This window comes from Bacillus sp. MMSF_3353 (genome assembly GCF_030733445.1).
Taxonomy (GTDB): Bacteria; Bacillota; Bacilli; order Bacillales; family Bacillaceae_G; genus Bacillus_A; species Bacillus_A wiedmannii.
Window position 1 is genome coordinate 135345 of record NZ_JASHJA010000003.1, and the last position, 17280, is coordinate 152624.

The window sequence follows — 17280 nt, forward strand, 5'->3', positions numbered from 1 at the left end:
AAATAATAAAAAGAAGTTTAAGTTTTTAAAGTAATATCTATATGCAAGATAAGGCCGTATCAAACTAACATTAGAGTATGTTTTTGATATGGCCTTATTTATTGAATTATAATATATTGTTTAAATAGTTATTGTATGCAAATAGAAAGAAAAGTACTAAATCTTGTATAATATAATCAAAAAGTTACAATATTAGCCATGGAGGAATTCAAATGCCAACCTACAACAAATTAGTAAGAGATCGCATACCAGAAATTATCGAGAATAATGGAAAAACATTCACAACTAGAATACTAGATGAAAAAGAATATATAGAAGAAGTGAGTAAGAAAACACAAGAGGAGTTAGCTGAGTATTTAGAGGCTGAAAGTAAAGAACATAAAGTAGAAGAATTAGCTGATTTATTAGAGCTAGTGAATGCATTAGCGCAATATGAAGGTGTAACGTTAGAGGCTGTTGAGCAAGTACGTAAACAGAAGGCTGAAAAACGTGGTGGTTTTCAGGAGAGGATTTTTTTAGTTGAGGTACATGATGACTAATGTACAGCTCGTTACGAATAATTTGATCTATAAGCTAGAGCGCTATATGGATGATGCAAAATCAATATATATTTTAACTTCATTTGTTATGAAATCGGGGGTAGATGTCTTAGCCCCTCTTTTGCGGAAAGCAGCCGAAAAGAATGTAGATATTAAGGTTTGTACAGGAGATTATTTGTATATTACGCAACCAGATGCTTTAGAGAAATTGTATGAAATTCATCCTGATATTGAGATTCGACTGTGGAGGAGTGCTGGGAAATCATTTCATCCGAAGGCTTATTTATTTGAGTGTGAGAGCGACGGAGTTATGATTGTTGGTTCTTCTAATATGTCTCGTTCCGCGTTAACAAGTGGCGTGGAATGGAGCTTGCTTGTGAAAGAGAGTGTTGGAGAGGAAGCTTTTTCGGAGGCGATTGATCAATTTTTACATATTCATATGAATGAAGCAACTCAGCCTATCAATATAGAAACAATTAAACAATATCGTAAAGAGTATGAAGAATTTCATACAACTCATTCGAGTCTAGTCCGAACTTGGACAAAGCAAGAAGAGATTGAAATGATGATTCCCTCGGGACAAAAGGATTATACTGCGAGCTCAGGAGTAGAAATTGAATTAGAGGAATCAGCTGTATATGAAATAAAGATCACACCACGCTTTGCACAATTACCTGCATTGGAACAATTAGAGAATGTACTGGAAGAAGGATACAACAAAGCGATGGTTGTTATGGCAACAGGACTTGGCAAGACTTATTTAGCTGCTTTTTTTGCAAAACGTTTTAAGCGAGTTTTATTTATTGCGCATTTAGAAGAAATATTAAATCAAGCAGAAAAATCTTTTCTGCGTGTAATCGATAATAAGACTACGGGGATTTACAATGGGAAGAAAAAGGAAGGCGAGAAGGATGTTGTTTTTGCATCTATTCAAACGTTGAGTAGAAAGCGTCACTTAGAAAACTTCTCACCTAATGATTTTGACCTTATTATTGTAGACGAGTTCCACCATGCTGCAGCTAACAGTTATCAAAGGGTACTAGATTATTTTGATCCTAATTTCTTATTGGGAATAACAGCAACGCCAGATCGAAATGATTTTCGTGATATTTATTCGATTTGTGATGGGAACGTTGCGTATCGAATTGATTTTATGGAAGCGATTCAGCGTGGATGGTTATCTCCGTTTCACTATTATGGAGTACATGATGATACGGATTACTCACAAATACGTTGGATAGGCAATAAGTATGACCGTGAGGAACTTACACAAATTCAGTTAAGAGAGGAACTCGCCTTAAATATTTTAGAAGCTTGGAAGAAATATAAGAAAACTAGAACAATTGTCTTTTGCTCTAGTATTAGGCAAGCAGTTTTTTTGTCTACATATTTTAATGAGAACGGTTATAGTACAATTTCACTTCATTCGGAAACAAAACATATTTCGAGAGAACATGCGATTAATCAGCTGGATAATAATGAACTAGATGCTATTTTCACAGTAGATTTATTTAACGAAGGTGTTGATATTCCATCTGTCGATACACTTTTATTTGTTCGCCCAACAGAATCGTTAACAATTTTTACGCAACAAATTGGTCGTGGTTTACGATTGCATGAGCATAAGGAGTATTGTGTTGTAATTGATTTAATTGCAAATTATAGAAATGCAGATATAAAAATGCAAATGCTTCGAGTTGATGATGGAAAGACGAAAAGAAATGGTACACAAAAGATATTGCCAGCTGGATGTACAGTAGAGTTTGAATTAGAAGCAAAGCAGTTATTAGATGAATTACTGAAAAAGAAAATGCCGAGAAAAGAAAAATTACAGCAGGGTTATCAAACTGTAAAAATAGATCTTGGGCGTCGACCTACATATTTAGAATTACATAAGCTTGGTACAGAAGAAAGTAAAGAGTATCGCCAAGAGTTTAAATCATATGTTGGCTTTTTAGCATGGAATGATGAATTAACAGAACTGGAAAAAACAGTGTTTTTACATTGTGAAGCGTGGTTGCAAGAAGTTGAAACAACAGGAATGGCAAAAAGTTATAAAATGCTACTACTGTTAGCGATGTTACAACGCGGAAAAGAGGAATGGTACCATCCTATCTCACCAGAAGAAGTTGCACCATTCTTCCATCAGTTTTTAATGGAAAAAGAATACCGCAAGAGAATCGATTTTAGTGACAAGCAAGCAAAACGTATGTGGGAGTATGATGAAGAAAAAATTAGTAAATTAATTGCTACAATGCCAATGACAAAATGGAGTGGTAGCTCGAAAGGTTTACTATCATTTGATGAAAACTTCTTTTCTCTAAATATGGATGTTAGAAAAGAAGATGAAGAAATTTTATTTAAATGGACGAAGGAGATATGTGAATATCGTCTTCATACATATTTTGGAAGAAGGACAGCGACGCTGAAATAAGTGTTGCTGTTTTTAAATTAAAATTCCCCTTGCACCTCCCCCAACGTCACCCCCTAACCTAAAGAAGACAAATCAAAAAAGGGGGATCAAACCGCTCATGAAAACCACCAAAAAAGAAAAAAGAAACACCATCATCATGCTACTACTCTCAGCCGCAATAGGAATCTTTTCGCCACTACTCATGTACATCACACTGGCACGTAAAACTGAAGTGTACAAATATCATTGCCGAAAGGCGTTCAATTTTCATTTGTTAATCTTTCTTCTATTTAATACTAGTTCGCGTATTAGTGATGTTTTGTTTTGGGGTGTATTTGCCTTTGAGGTTGTTCAAGTGACCATTATTGCGTGGAAGGTAATACGCGACGAGCCATATCGTTATTTCATTCGAATTCCGTTATTTAAAGAAGATAAGTATGCATTGGAAGGAGAATAGGTGATGAAACAAGAAGTGGAGATAAAGGAGAAGCAATTTTTCGTTATGATTGCAGTATTGTTTATTGCGATTTATATTGTTTTACGAAAAAGAAAGTATGAGTACCTTTATGATGGTATTAGTGAGTATGAAAATCGTTATAGGGGGAATGTTCCTTTTGTATTGCTTGTTGTAGGTTTATTTCAATATTGTCGGCAGAATGAGATGAGTTTTTCTCATATGCTTCAGTATGTGAAAGAGAAGTTAGCGGAGTAGGTGATGGTATGGCGTGGATGATTAGTGAGTTTGCAAGTGTTGGGGATGTTACGGTGCGGACGCTTCGTTATTATGACAAGATTACTTTATTAAAGCCGAGCGATTATACTGAGGGTGGGCATCGGTTATATACGAAAGATGATTTGTATGTGCTGCAACAAATTCAATCGTTTAAGCATCTCGGTTTTTCGCTTGGGGAAATTCAAAATATTATATTGCAGCGTGATATAGAGACGGAAGAATTTTTAAGACAAATGCATTTTCAAAGGGAATTGCTTTTGGCAGAGCAAGAAAGAATTGCGAAGGTGCTTTCGCATATGGATGGGATGACGAAGAGGTTTCAAAAGGAAGAACGAGTGGATGTCGCTTTGTTTTCTTCTTTTCTGCAAACTTTTATATGGGAGAAAGAAAATAAGGAATGGTTAGTGGAGCATTTTTCAAAAGAGAGTGTTCAACCGTTTTATAATAATGAGGAACTAAAAGAAAAATTCGATCGGCGATTTATGGATGTGATAGGGAAGTTGAAAAAGTATAAGGTAGAAGAGAAGGATCCGAGTCATCAAGATGTTCAAGTTACCTTGAAGGAATTTTTCAATTTAATAGAAGAAGTAACGAACTATCTTGATACACCTCGAAGTGATATAGAGGATATAATCAATCAATCGAAACTTCCACTATCCGAATTCCCAACCCTCTTCACAAACGAAGAAGAAAACTATATAAAAGAAGCAATGCAGCAGTTTAACACCTAGTTAAACTGCTTTTCCATTATAATAGAAGAAAAACCTAACGGAGGGAACCCATATGCCAACCTACAACAAACTAATCCGAAACAAAATCCCACAGATAATAAAATCCAACGGAAAAACACCCACAACAAGAATCCTACCTGAAGACGAATACATAAAAGAACTCTGCAAGAAAACTGAAGAAGAACTAACAGAATACATCGAAGCAAAAACAAAACCCGATAAACTCGAAGAACTATCCGACCTACTAGAACTAATCAACGCCCTAGCCGAACACGAAGGCACAGCACTAGAAGAAATCAACAGCATCCGTAAAAAGAAAGCAGTAGAACGAGGCGGCTTTTCAGATCGAGTGTTTCTAATCGAAGTAACCGATAACTAGCCCCTTCTAAGCCCCTTACAAGCCCCTACCAAGTAATAAATCACTAAGAAAAAACACAACAAAACAAAAACAACAACAAACACCGTAGTAGGAGTCGAAAAAATTTTTGAAATAACACGCCAAAAACCCGGGCCTCCTTCCTATATATAGTACAAAGAGGAAATTTTCATTTTTGAATTAGGACGGGAGGAATTGGGATGGCGGTGTATCGTACTGTGCAGGTGAATTTTTGGCAGGATGATTTTGTTTTGGATTTGACGCCGGAGGAGCGGTATTTTTATGTGTATTTGTTGACTTGTTCGAAGACGACGCAGTGTGGGATTTTTCCTTTTCCGAAGCGGTTAGCTGAGATGGAGACGGGTTATAATCGGGAGACTGTTGATAAGCTTGTGCAGCGCTTCATTGATTATGGGAAGATTCTTTATGATGCGGATACACGAGAGTTATTCGTTTTAAATTGGCTTCGTTATAATCCGGTGACGAATACGAATGTGGAGAAGTGTGTGCTTCGTGAGCTTAAGGGTGTGAAGAATAAGGAGTTTGTACATATGTTTCTTCAGAAGTGCGTAGAGGAGGAGCTGAATGTTCCGATGCTTTTAGCGCATTTCGGTATGCCGAGTGATTTGGCTGTGGATGATGTTGAGCCAGTTTGTGAGGAGACAGAGGAAGAAGAGGTTATAGAGGAAGAGACGGGAAGTCGCGTGTTTTCTTTTTATGAGCAACATTTCGGTAGTTTGTCTCCGCATACTGTGGAGGAACTGAGCGCGTGGATGGAAGATTTGTCAGAGGAGCTTGTGCTGAAGGCTCTTCAAATTGCGTTTGAGAATAATAAGCGGACGGTTGCTTATGTAAAGGGGATTTTGAGAGGGTGGCACGGGAAAGGATTTACGAAAGTGTGTGAGGTTGAGGCGGATACGGCGAGCTTTAGGAATAAGGATTCGTCTGTTAGTACGGGGGAGACGGAGGAGTTTTTGGCGAGGTGTGGGGAGTGGGAGAAGAATGCGCCGTCTGAGGAAGAGTTGCAGCGCTTTTTAGCGGAGCGCGGGTGGCGTCCATGAGTATTCAAAATATAGAGGCGGAAAAGACGGTGTTAGGTTCTCTATTACTTGATGGAGAGCTTATTAAGGAGTGCCGTTTGACGGAGCAGTATTTTTCTCTGTCAGTGCACAAGTCTATATTTCAGTTAATGCGAAAAATGGAAGAAGAGGGGCAACCGATTGATCTTGTGACGTTCATTTCTAGGGTAGATCCGAATTTTTTAGAGGGGATCGGGGGAATGGAGTATTTTATAGGGTTAATGGATGGTGTGCCTACAACTGCCAACTTCTCTTATTATGAGGGGCTTGTTCGCGGTGCCTGGAAAATGTATCAGGCGGGTGTTCTTGGGCACAAGATGGGAGAGCGTCTTATTGCGGAGAAGAATGAGAAAATTATTGGTGAGACGATTACGGCACTTTGTGAGTTAGAGGAAAAGGACTGTGTATGTGAGTTTGACTTGAAGGATACGTTAGTTGATTTATATGAAGAGCTTCATCAAGATGCGAAAGAGATTACTGGTATTGAGACTGGTTATACATCGCTCAATAAAATGACGTGCGGATTGCAGGAAGGTGATTTTGTCGTCCTTGGTGCGCGTCCTTCTATGGGAAAGACTGCGTTTGCGCTAAATGTTGGACTGCATGCGGCGAAGTCTGGATCGGCGGTAGGACTATTTTCATTAGAGATGAGTAGTAAGCAATTGTTAAAAAGGATGGCGTCTTGCGTAGGTGAAGTGTCAGGAGGTAGGCTGAAAAATCCGAAGCATCGTTTTGCGATAGAGGACTGGGAAAAGGTGAGTAAGGCGTTTGCGGAGATTGGGGAATTACCATTTGAGATTTACGATAACGCAGGCATTTCAGTGCAAGATATTTGGATGCAAACTCGTAAGTTAAAGAGGAAGCACGGTGATAAGAAGGTTTTAGTTATTGTAGATTACTTGCAGCTTATTACGGGCGATCCGAAGCATAAGGGCAATCGATTTCAAGAGATTAGTGAAATTTCTCGTAAACTTAAGCAATTAGCACGTGAATTAAATGTTTGTGTAGTAGCGTTATCACAATTGTCTCGTTCGGTAGAAGCACGTCAAGATAAGCGTCCTCTTTTATCGGATTTAAGAGAGACGGGACAAATTGAGCAAGATGCGGATGTCATTATGCTTATGTATCGCGAAGATTATTATGATAAGGAAACGGTGCAGAAAGAGATGACGGAGATTCATGTGGCGAAGCACCGGAATGGGCCTGTGGGGAGTTTTAAATTGAGATTTTTGAAGGAGTTTGGGCGGTTTGTGGAGAAGGGGAATTAGTTGAAAGACTTGGGTATGACTTTGCAAATAAAGCATAAGTTTTTCATTCCATTAACTTATGCTTTATTCTTTGATTCTTTTAATATATTTCTTATTTTCCCATAAAGAAGGATTTTCTCTCTGCCGTAATCCATTGTTCCAAATCATCTTGGCTACGTCGGACAAGTCGATTCACTAAAACGTCATGCCATACATAATCCTCAAGTAAGTATATATGAACGGGGTCATCTGTATAAAAAGCAATATTACGCTCTTCAATTGATGGTCCATAAATCATCTCTTTAGAATCTATCGATAAAATAAACCAATGTTCTGTAGAGAGGGTTTCTGTATAAGGTGTGATACGATGAGCTTCTAGATTTTTAATTGGATTTTCAACATGTAAGGTAATACCTTGTACTGAAACTGTATCAGCTACCGCAGATAGTTCCTCTTTTAACGCTTCATACATCTCATCCCACATTGAAATGACAACACGTTGTTCTGCTTTTTTTATTAATGCCTGACAATAGCTAATGATTGTTTTGTTGTCTTTTAAAGTAATCACTCGATTATCCGTTTTTTCCTCAGAAGTTTCGAGTTTTTTTAATGAATCACTGATTCCTTCATAAGTAGACTGCCATTCTGATTGAGCTTTCTGTAAAAAGATTTCAACAGGTAGAGGTGAATAGCGAGTGGTGTCATTTATTTCTTCCTTCATGACAATTCCTTTTTCTACAAGGTTACCCAAAATCTCATAAATTCGCGCTCTTGGAACACTTGAATCCTTACTTACTTGGTAGGCTGTAGCAGGCCCCTGTTTCACAAGAGATACATAAGATTTAGCTTCATATTCATTAAAACCAATTTTTTTAAGCTGTTGCACTATGTAGTCCACTTTTTTTCCTCCGATGTTTGCTTTTATATTTTAACGTTACAATAACTCTTTACATTTAGCAAATTGATAGTTACTATTACAATAGTGACTAAAAGGGGGCTACTAATATGGATTTTTATTTAGACCCATCTGTATTAATGATTTTGATTGTTTTTGGATTTGTTGCCGCATTTATTGATTCAGTTGTAGGTGGTGGTGGACTCATTGCCTTACCAGCTTTATTATTTACAGGGCTGAATCCAGCAAGTGCAGTAGCCACGAATAAATTAGCATCAACAATGGGGAGTGCAACTAGTAATATTGTGTTTTATCGTTCTGGTAATCTTGATTTGAAATCGGCTTTAAAATTATTTCCAATCACTTTTATAGGCTCTATAGTAGGTGCATGGACCGTTCATTTAATGAACCCAGAAGTACTGAAGCCATTGATGCTGATAATGCTTGGTGCAGTCGCTATTTATACAATATTTAAAAAGGATTGGGGCAGTATTTCTACTCATAAGAAATTATCTGGTCGACACGTCATTATTTTTACCTTTTTTATTTTTGCTATTGGTTTTTATGATGGATTTCTAGGGCCTGGCACAGGTTCGTTTTTAATGTTCGCTCTTTTATTTATTGGGTATGATTTTTTAAAAGCAGCAGGTAATGCGAAGTTTCTTAATTTAGGAAGTAATGTTGGTGCATTGTTGATATTTATGTATGTAGGGCAAGTAAATTATGCGTATGGTTTTATAATGGGGATTGCTCAAATTGCTGGAGGGATCGTTGGCTCCAAATTTGCTATAAAAAAAGGAAGCGGGTATGTTCGTGCTCTTTTCATTACAGTAACTTGTTTATTGTTAGCGAAAAATCTGTATGACTATGTACAGTAAGTAATTTAGAAAAGGTTAACTATGCAGGCTACATAAATATAATAATTCTTTGTAACATATTTTAGATGCTATCTTATTCAAAGATAGCATCTAAAAAAATTAAGGTAAGAGGATGAAAATAATACAAACGAATATTTTCGGGGTATGTTTATGTACTTTAGCGAAATAACTATTCCATATTCTTCTTATAATTAACTCGCAACAACCCCTTAAAATCTACCTCAGCAATCAACACACTTATTAATATAAGCGTCGCGCCTAAGTATCCTTTTCCTGTGAGCGTTTCGCCTGTGAAAACGAAAGCGAAGCCTGCGGAAAAGACAGGTTCTAATGAAAAAATAAGTCCTGTATGTGTAGGCGTCGTGTATTGCTGGGCGATTACTTGCACGATGAATGCGACTGCGGTGCAGAATATGCTTAAGGCTAGGATGATTAACCATGAGTTGGTTGTGCTAGGCAGTTTTGGCGTTTCGATAATGAATGAAAAAATAAGACTAAATAGGCCGACGAAACCGAGTTGTATGACTCCAAGTGCAATGGAGTTCACATGTTTCGTTACGCTTCCAGTAATGATGACGTGAATGGCATAAAATAAGGCAGACAATATGCAAAATATGTCGCCGTTACCAATCTTGAATTCGCTCGTTAATGTTAATAAGCCGATTCCTATTATCGTTAAAAAGATTCCTACTATCACTTTCTTTTCTGGGATGTGTTTTAAAAATATAGCTGATAAGATCGGAATGAAAATGACTGTGAGACATAGTAAGAAACCAGCGTTAGAAACACTCGTATACTTTGTGCCGAAAGTCGCGAAAATGTAAACGATAAATAAGACAGAAGCGAGTATAAATGCATATTTTACAGTTTTAAAATCGATTTTGAATAAATGTTTGTAAAATATTAAACCTGATAAAAGAAAGGCAATGATAAATCGTAATGCGATTAAGTTATATTCTTCTATGCCTTCGAGTCCAACCTTTGTAAGTAAGATGGATGCACCCCAAAAGAATGTAACTAGTAGTAGCCCTAAATCCGCTTTTAATTGTAGTTTCATTTCTATTCCCTCGTTATGTATAAATTTTACCCCGCATTAACGGGCAGTAAGACTCCCACCTCAAAATTCGGCTGGAGCAAAGAAGTTAGGTGGGAGATCAACTGCCCGTAAATGCCCGATTGGTTCAACTAATAATCAGTGGGGGATGAACAAAACCCCCACTGATTAAAGTTTCACTTTATAATCCCATACCCCTATCCCCATTCTATATTTTAATATTAATTCTGAAAATTTGTAACTTAAATTTATCGACGTTTTATTCCATCATAAAGAGGCTGTTTTATAATCCGGTTCAATCGGTTTATAAAACAGCCTCTTTTCATTTAAAAGTTCCTATCTAGCAACAACCCAAGTTGCTCCGCGACAACTTCCGGCGGATCAGGAAGTCCTTTCATAAAGTATGTTTCCACAACTCCTACAATAGCGTATCCGAAGAAGGTAATGATCATGTCTTCACTAAATCCTTTGTTTACACCTTCTTTAATATCTATGTCATCTTTTATTTGTTCGATGATGTAATCGAAGAAGTGTTTGCGGAAAGCGGAAGCTCCTTTTCCTGCTAGCATCGTTGAGAAGAAGAAGTAGTGCTGTTCCATGTTTTCGAACCAAGCGATGCAAGCTTCTCTAAAGCTTAAATCGTGGAGAGGAGCGCACAATGTTTTTAATGCTTCGATACGTTCTACAACGAGTTTATCGAGCAAATCATATTTATCGAGGTAATGAAGGTAGAACGTTCTATTTCCGACGTCTGCCGTGGTGCAAATGTCCTTTACTGTAATTTTATCAAATCCTTTTTCGGCCATGAGTTCAATAAAAGCATTTTTGATTGCTTCTTTTGATTTAATGATCCTTCGATCGACTTTTTCCATTGTGTCACCAAACTTTCTTTATAGTTAATACACAATTTTTATGGATGTGTGTATTAATGCGTGAATTCACTAAAATTGACGTTTGAAAACATCTCTTTTTCATTTTATATTATACACACGGGAGAGATAATACATCAACGTGCATTAATTCTTCCGAGTATCATTTCTTAATGAAAGAGGGGGATGCAGTCACATTTCGTACTCTAAGTAACTTTCTTCAAAAGAACAAATAACAAAATAATGACAATTTTATATATGAAAAACAACGAGAAAGAGGTCAATTATGAATCCGAAATATAACAACTTATTTGAAGCATTTACATTTAAATCTGGCGTTACTCTGAAAAATAGAGTCGTGATGGCGCCGATGACAACTTGGGCAGGTAATGATGATTATACGATTTCAGATGAAGAAGTAACGTATTACAAAAAGAGAGTGAACGGAGTTGGGCTTGTGATTACGGGATGTACACATGTACAGGCGAACGGTATCGGTTTTACAAATGAGTTTGCAGGTTACGACGATGCGTTCATCCCAAGTTTACGTAAGTTAGCGGATGCGGCTAAGAGCGGCGGAGCTCCAGCTATCCTTCAAATTTTCCATGCTGGTAACAAAGCGTTACCTGATTTCACGCCGGGCGGAGATGTAGTGAGTGCAAGTGCTTTAGAAACAGAAGCTTCTCCGTTTGCACCATCTGTATTACCGAGAGAACTTTCGCATGATGAAATTTTAGAAGTGATTCGTGATTTTGGAGAAACGACGCGAAGAGCAATTGAAGCTGGTTTTGACGGCGTTGAAATTCACGGTGCACACGGATTTTTACTACAAAACTTCTTCTCACCATTCTTTAATAGACGTGAAGATGAGTGGGGCGGTCCTTTAGAAAATCGCTTACGTTTCCCGTTAGCAGTCGTTCGTGAAATTCAAGCTGTTATTAAAAAGCACGCGAAGAAGCCGTTCGCGTTAGGTTACAGATTCTCACCTGACGAACCGCAAGAAGGTGCTTTAAGAATGAAAGACACGTATGAGTTAATCAATCATCTTATCGAAGCAAATATTGATTACGTTCACGCTTCATTAGCACGTGCCCTTACTGCAAAACCAGTTGATAGTCAGGACGAGAAAACGTACCTTGAGTTAATCGTCAATCATGTAAACGGCAGAATTCCGTTAATGGCCGCTGGTTCTATCGTAACGCCAGATGATGTTTCGTTAGCGCTAGAAAAAGGAATCACACTTGCGGCAATCGGCCACGGGTTAATTATGAATCCAGACTGGGTAGAGAAAGTGCAACGCGGAAAAGAAGATGAAATTCAAGTATCAATTAAGAAATCAACAGTAAGTGAACTGGAGCTTCCAGAAAAGCTGTGGAATGTTATTCAGGCTTCAGGACCATGGTTTAACATCGAAGATTAATTATGAAAATGTATCAATAAAAAACGACTATGAAATGGAGAGGTTAATATGAAAAAGCAAGTAACGTTTAAAAAATATAATTTGAACATGGCTGGTAATCTTCATGTACCAAACGAAATGGATGATAGTAAGAAATACCCAGTTCTTATCGTTTTACATCCGGGTGGTGGAGTGAAAGAACAAACGGCGGGTCTTTATGCCGAGAAGTTAGCGGATGAAGGGTATGTCGCGTTAGCATTTGATGCGGCTTATCAAGGGGAAAGTGAAGGGCTACCTCGCTATCTTGATGATCCAACATCTAGAGTAGAAGATGTGCGCGCGGCGGTAGATTACGTAACGACACTTCCTTTCGTTGATTCAGAGCGAATTGGTGTAGTTGGTATTTGCGCTGGTGGTGGTTATGCGATACGTACAGCGCAAACGGAACGTCGTATTAAAGCGGTTGTAGGAATTAGCGCAGCAGATATGGGAAGAACGTTCCGCGAAGGCTGGAATGGTGATGCTCCAATATCGAATGCAATTGAGACGCTTGATGCAGTCGCAAAACAACGTACTGCTGAAGCAAATGGTGCGGAACCGATGTATCTTTCATACGTACCACATGAAATTGATGAAAATACAGATTCAGAAACAGCTGAAGGATATGAATATTACAGAACAGCTAGAGCGCAGCATCCGAATTCAGTAAATAAATTGCTGTTTTCAAGCTTTGATAAAATTTTAGCGTTTACGGCAATCGATGAAAAAATGAGCTCTTTATTAACGCAGCCACTTCTATTAGTTGCAGGAAGTAAAGCAGGGACACTTTGGCAAAGTAAAGAAGCGTATGAATTAGCAAACGAACCGAAAGAATTAGTCATTCTGGAAGGTGGATCTCATTTTGATCTGTACGATATTCCTGAGTATGTCGATCAAGCTGTAGTGAAGGCAACGGAGTTTCTTGGAAAACATTTATAATTTGATTCTTGTGAGGCAGTAGATACATTTTCTACTGCCTCATAAAAATAGGAAAGGGAGTTATGACTATGACGAACGTATTAATTCTTGGGGCAAACGGACAAATTGCGCGTCATGCGATTCATATATTTTTAAATGAAACGGACGTAAAGTTAACATTATATTTACGAAATGCATATCGAGTACAGCAATACGCTTCTGACCGTGTACGCATTGTGGAAGGTGACGTTTTAAATCGTGAAACGTTACAAGAGGCGATGGCAAATCAAGATGTAGTGTATGCAAATTTAGCTGGTGACAATTTAGAAGAGCAGGCGGAAATTGTTGTGAGTGCGATGGAAGAGACGGAAGTGAAACGTCTTATTTTCATTAGCTCACTCGGTATTTATGATGAAGTGCCAGGAGAGTTTGGGAAATGGAATAATCGTACGATTGGTCAATATTTAGGACCGTACCGAAAAGCTGTTGATGTAATCGAGGCTTCAAATCTTGCATACACCGTATTACGACCAGCGTGGTTAACGGATTATGATGAAGTGGAATATGAAATTACAGAAAAAGGTGAGCCGTATAAAGGAACGGAAGTGTCACGTAAAAGTGTTGCGGCTTTCGTTGTGAAATTGGTACAGTCACCTAATTTACACGTTGGCGGAAACTTAGGTGTAAATAAACCGAATACAGATGGTGATAAACCAGCCTTTTTATCCGGCAGTAACGGGCAGTAAAACTCCCACCTCAAAATTCGGCTGGAACAAAGAAGTTAGGTAGAGTCGAATTTTGAGGTGGGCTAATAATGAGTATAATCCATACCACATTAGAGTTGTAATGTGGTATTTTGAGATTGTATGGGCAATAACACCGATGATAAGTAATCAAAGATTACGTAGAATCTCCAACCCTTTTCTTGTTAAATTAATCCCTGCTCTACCTCTTTTTATTTGCACATACCCTTTCATTTTTAGGAAGTTCAATCGGTGTCTCACTTGTGCCTCAGATAAATTTATTTCGACTTCTTGGCTCTTTTCAGAAATAATTCTTCTTCCGATTGCTTTTCCTTTTTCTTCATAATTCATGATGAGGGTAAGGATGAAAAGTGATTCTTGATCAAGAGCGTTTGGACTTGTAGAAAAGGTTGTTATACTCTCGGCTTGTTCGCTATCTGTTTTCCTATGTGGAGGCTTTTGAAAATAATGTTGATTAGGCAAATCATTTTTTGTTATTTGGTTTCCGGTACGTACAGCAAGCATATAATCTATCGTATTTTTAAGTTCTCTTACATTTCCGTACCATGGATATCCTTGCAGTTCTTCAATTAATTCTTGTTCAATTTTAACTTTAGGGTCCGATAGCGCAACAAAATGTTTAGCTAATAATTCAATGTCATTTCGACGAGCTCTTAATTCTGGGAGGTGTATAAAGAGTACTTTAAGCCGATGGTATAAGTCTTCTCTAAACACATTTTCTTGAATCATTTTCAGTAAATCTTTATTGGTTGCTGCAATAATTCTTACGTCTATCGGGATAATTTGACTTCCGCCAACGCGCATGATCTCTTTTTCCTGTAATACTCGAAGGAGTCGTGCTTGAAGTTTCAAGCTAATATCTCCAATCTCATCTAAAAAAATGGTGCCACCATTTGCTTGTTCAAATAGTCCCATTTTCCCGCCCTTTTTTGCTCCGGTAAATGCTCCGTCTTCATAACCAAATAATTCACTCTCGACTAAATCATCCGATAAGGCACTGAAGTTAACAGCAAGAAAAGGGCCGCTATTTCGTTGGGAAGCATTATGGATAGCGCTTGCAAAAAGCTCTTTTCCAGTGCCACTTTCACCCTCAATTAATACAGTTAGATCCGTCTTAGCTAACCTTTTGGCAATTTGTTTCGTGTCTTGAATCGTAGAGCTAATGCCAACGATATTATGAAAATTGTATTTTGCTACATAACCTTTTTTGACAAATTCTTTTCTCAATTTACGTTCAAATCCGATGGTCTTAAGAGCATTTCTAAACGTAACAATAATTGATTGATCATTTATATGTAGACGTTCCACTATTACATCCGAGCCGTTTACAACAAATATTCCGCTTTCTTGTTGCTTATTTGAAAGGATGAAGTTTACTAAATCAATATTATCAATAATGGCATCAATCGGATGACCAATAGCGTTTTTACTTTTTATTTTCAGCATGCTTTCCAAGAACTCATTAAAGACAACAATTCTTCCTTCGTAATCAATAGCTAGTATTCCATCCCCAACACCATCAATAACTTGATGAAGTTGTCGATGAGCTTTAGCTAAATTCTTTGTTAAATCTACTATTTTTCGATAGTATCTTTCAGAAACGTGGTTACCTGATTCCTCCATTAAATGAAATCGATCTAGAATGGACATGATTGTAGTAATATCTATTAATCTATGACCAATATTAATTACTTTTTCTACAAAATCAGGGATAATTTCAAGTTCGTCAGGTGTGATTGCGAGCTTAATCATTTGTATATTCGTTTTTCCAGGATAGTATGGAAAATATTCAATGTGGTTCAGCCCCAATTGACGCATCGTTTCAATTGATTCGTATACTGTTTCATGATTATCATTCACATATAGAGCTTGTGTTCCTTCTGGTAAAAATAAAAGCTGGTCCACGTTTTCATAATTTAATGTTCGTTTTGCTATTATTACTTCGCAGTTTTCCCCAATAAAGTCTTTCACCGTTTCTATCGTAAATGTATTCGGTAACACAATTAATGTAGAATGGAATACTTTTGGAATACTTTCTTCTACAGAAAAACTTTCGATATCTATGAGGTCACCTACCATCTCCGTTAGTTGTTGATGTAGGGCTTTTCGTGTTTCTTTTAAAACGGTGATCAATACAATGTGGTTGGTTTCAAATTTGTTCATAGAGCACCTCTTAGTTGAATGTAATTGGTCTAAAGTTGGTTATTAATTGGTTATTATGTAACCAATTAATAACCAATTATAATACATTTCAACATAGTAAACACCGATAAAACGACAAAATATTTAAAAATATGTAAATAATCACTTTAATTTCAGTGTTGGCACGATATTTGCTTATATCAATGGTGTGTAAAGAAATAGTGAAATGAGTAGAGTAGTAATTTACATATTTAATTCTTTACCACTTGCTAGAAAAGGGAGGGTAAGAGTATACAATTTCAGCAGAGAAAGACAACGAAACCATTTAAATTATGAGGTGAGAGAAAATGAAACCATTAATTGGTGTTACTGGGTATTATATTGATCATAGTGAAATAGGGAAGGAGGGCTTACGAGGGCTACCAGGTCAAGATATGGCTATCTTTTCTTATGACTACATCCGTTCACTTCAACGAGCAGGTGCAACGGTTGTTCTACTTCCAATTGAGGAAGTTGATCAAATTGAGTCCACACTTAATCAATTAGATGGATTGTTATTGGCTGGTGGCGCGGACATCAATCCAGTTTATTACGGTGATATTCCAAAATCATATATAGGTACTGTAGAGGAAGAACGAGATAATTTTGAATTAAATCTGGCAAAGCAGGCTTTAGAAAAAGATATTCCTATTCTAGGAATTTGCCGAGGATTACAGGTGTTAAATGTTGCAGCTGGTGGATCTCTTTATCAAGACTTAGAGCACGAGATGGGGCCAGAATATTTCCATGTTCGAGAACAGTTCCGTAAATGGCAAGGCTCTCATTCTGTAGATCTTCTGGAAGAGGGAAAAATTTATGAGGCTATTGGCCAAAAATCTTTAATGGTTAATTCTTTTCACCATCAAGCAGTGAAAACATTAGGGAAAGATTTTGAGGCGAGCGCATGGTCCTTTGATGGTGTAATAGAGGCTATTGAATCGAAGGCTCATCGTTATGTAGCAGCGGTTCAATGGCATCCAGAAATGATGTCGGAAAAGGATGCTCTACAGCAGCGTTTATTTAACCAATTTGTAAATGAAATTAGTAAAAAGGTAGTTAAATCCTAGCGTGTTATAAGTAAAAGAATTGATGGGTAGCTTGGTACGTCATGGTAGTGGGGAAACCAGACTGCCGGCTGCTTGTAAAAGTAATAATCATTGGGGGA

Annotated in this window: 17 protein-coding genes; 13 read left to right on the forward strand and 4 right to left on the reverse strand. The window is 37.5% G+C overall.

What is annotated here, in order from left to right; translation table 11 throughout:
• Window positions 1–212: 212 nt before the first annotated feature.
• From RBB48_RS08705 to dnaB, 8 genes are all read left to right on the forward strand, one after another.
• Complete coding sequence (locus RBB48_RS08705; RefSeq protein ID WP_001143692.1) at window positions 213–539, forward strand: nucleoside triphosphate pyrophosphohydrolase; 327 nt, start codon at window positions 213–215, stop codon at window positions 537–539.
• Window positions 532–2973: a DEAD/DEAH box helicase family protein gene (locus RBB48_RS08710; protein WP_106383115.1), complete on the forward strand. Its 2442-nt coding sequence runs from the start codon at window positions 532–534 to the stop codon at window positions 2971–2973. Before RBB48_RS08705 ends, RBB48_RS08710 begins: the two co-directional genes overlap by 8 nt.
• Before the next feature lie 97 nt (window positions 2974–3070).
• Window positions 3071–3409, forward strand: coding sequence for a magnetosome magnetite crystal formation protein family (locus tag RBB48_RS08715; protein WP_088062177.1), 339 nt, complete (start codon window positions 3071–3073; stop codon window positions 3407–3409).
• Between the two features lie 3 nt (window positions 3410–3412).
• Window positions 3413–3664, forward strand: coding sequence for a hypothetical protein (locus tag RBB48_RS08720; protein ID WP_142291683.1), 252 nt, complete (start codon window positions 3413–3415; stop codon window positions 3662–3664).
• 8 nt (window positions 3665–3672) lie between these two features.
• Window positions 3673–4416 (forward strand): MerR family transcriptional regulator, encoded by a 744-nt coding sequence (locus tag RBB48_RS08725; protein ID WP_306007544.1) that lies wholly within the window; start codon window positions 3673–3675, stop codon window positions 4414–4416.
• A gap of 52 nt (window positions 4417–4468) precedes the next feature.
• Complete coding sequence (locus RBB48_RS08730) at window positions 4469–4795, forward strand: nucleoside triphosphate pyrophosphohydrolase (protein WP_306007545.1); 327 nt, start codon at window positions 4469–4471, stop codon at window positions 4793–4795.
• Window positions 4796–4992: 197 nt separating this feature from the next.
• A complete protein-coding gene (locus RBB48_RS08735; protein WP_306007546.1) occupies window positions 4993–5853 on the forward strand; it encodes a DnaD domain-containing protein in 861 nt (286 codons plus the stop codon).
• Entirely contained in the window at window positions 5850–7139 is a 1290-nt protein-coding gene (gene dnaB / locus RBB48_RS08740; RefSeq protein WP_306007547.1) for a replicative DNA helicase, read from the forward strand. The genes RBB48_RS08735 and dnaB overlap by 4 nt, the downstream gene beginning before the upstream one ends.
• Before the next feature lie 91 nt (window positions 7140–7230).
• Here dnaB and RBB48_RS08745 read toward each other — a convergent pair whose 3' ends face one another.
• Entirely contained in the window at window positions 7231–8016 is a 786-nt protein-coding gene (locus RBB48_RS08745) for a TrmB family transcriptional regulator (protein ID WP_306007548.1), read from the reverse strand.
• A gap of 107 nt (window positions 8017–8123) precedes the next feature.
• Here RBB48_RS08745 and RBB48_RS08750 point away from each other — a divergent pair, with 107 nt between their 5' ends.
• The gene (locus RBB48_RS08750) at window positions 8124–8891 is read left to right on the forward strand and encodes a TSUP family transporter (RefSeq protein ID WP_306007549.1); all 768 of its coding nucleotides are present in this window, start codon (window positions 8124–8126) and stop codon (window positions 8889–8891) included.
• Window positions 8892–9060: 169 nt separating this feature from the next.
• On the opposite strand, the gene RBB48_RS08755 is transcribed toward RBB48_RS08750, so the two are convergent.
• Window positions 9061–9948 (reverse strand): DMT family transporter, encoded by an 888-nt coding sequence (locus RBB48_RS08755; protein WP_088106488.1) that lies wholly within the window; start codon window positions 9946–9948, stop codon window positions 9061–9063.
• A 323-nt stretch (window positions 9949–10271) separates the two neighbouring features.
• The gene (locus RBB48_RS08760) at window positions 10272–10817 is read right to left on the reverse strand and encodes a TetR/AcrR family transcriptional regulator (RefSeq protein WP_073518933.1); all 546 of its coding nucleotides are present in this window, start codon (window positions 10815–10817) and stop codon (window positions 10272–10274) included.
• A 283-nt stretch (window positions 10818–11100) separates the two neighbouring features.
• Between RBB48_RS08760 and RBB48_RS08765 the strand changes: the two genes are divergently transcribed.
• From RBB48_RS08765 to RBB48_RS08775, 3 genes are all read left to right on the forward strand, one after another.
• Window positions 11101–12234 carry an NADH-dependent flavin oxidoreductase gene (locus RBB48_RS08765; RefSeq protein WP_306007550.1) on the forward strand — a complete coding sequence of 378 codons (1134 nt, stop codon included), beginning with the start codon at window positions 11101–11103 and terminating at the stop codon, window positions 12232–12234.
• 48 nt (window positions 12235–12282) lie between these two features.
• On the forward strand, window positions 12283–13191 hold the full coding sequence (locus RBB48_RS08770) for an alpha/beta hydrolase (protein ID WP_306007551.1): 909 nt from the start codon (window positions 12283–12285) through the stop codon (window positions 13189–13191).
• A 68-nt stretch (window positions 13192–13259) separates the two neighbouring features.
• Window positions 13260–13916: an SDR family oxidoreductase gene (locus RBB48_RS08775; protein ID WP_306007552.1), complete on the forward strand. Its 657-nt coding sequence runs from the start codon at window positions 13260–13262 to the stop codon at window positions 13914–13916.
• Between the two features lie 147 nt (window positions 13917–14063).
• Here the strand turns inward: RBB48_RS08775 and RBB48_RS08780 are convergent, their stop codons facing one another.
• Entirely contained in the window at window positions 14064–16097 is a 2034-nt protein-coding gene (locus RBB48_RS08780; protein ID WP_306007553.1) for a sigma 54-interacting transcriptional regulator, read from the reverse strand.
• A gap of 326 nt (window positions 16098–16423) precedes the next feature.
• Here RBB48_RS08780 and RBB48_RS08785 point away from each other — a divergent pair, with 326 nt between their 5' ends.
• Window positions 16424–17182 carry a gamma-glutamyl-gamma-aminobutyrate hydrolase family protein gene (locus RBB48_RS08785; RefSeq protein ID WP_087948031.1) on the forward strand — a complete coding sequence of 253 codons (759 nt, stop codon included), beginning with the start codon at window positions 16424–16426 and terminating at the stop codon, window positions 17180–17182.
• Window positions 17183–17280 lie beyond the last annotated feature (98 nt).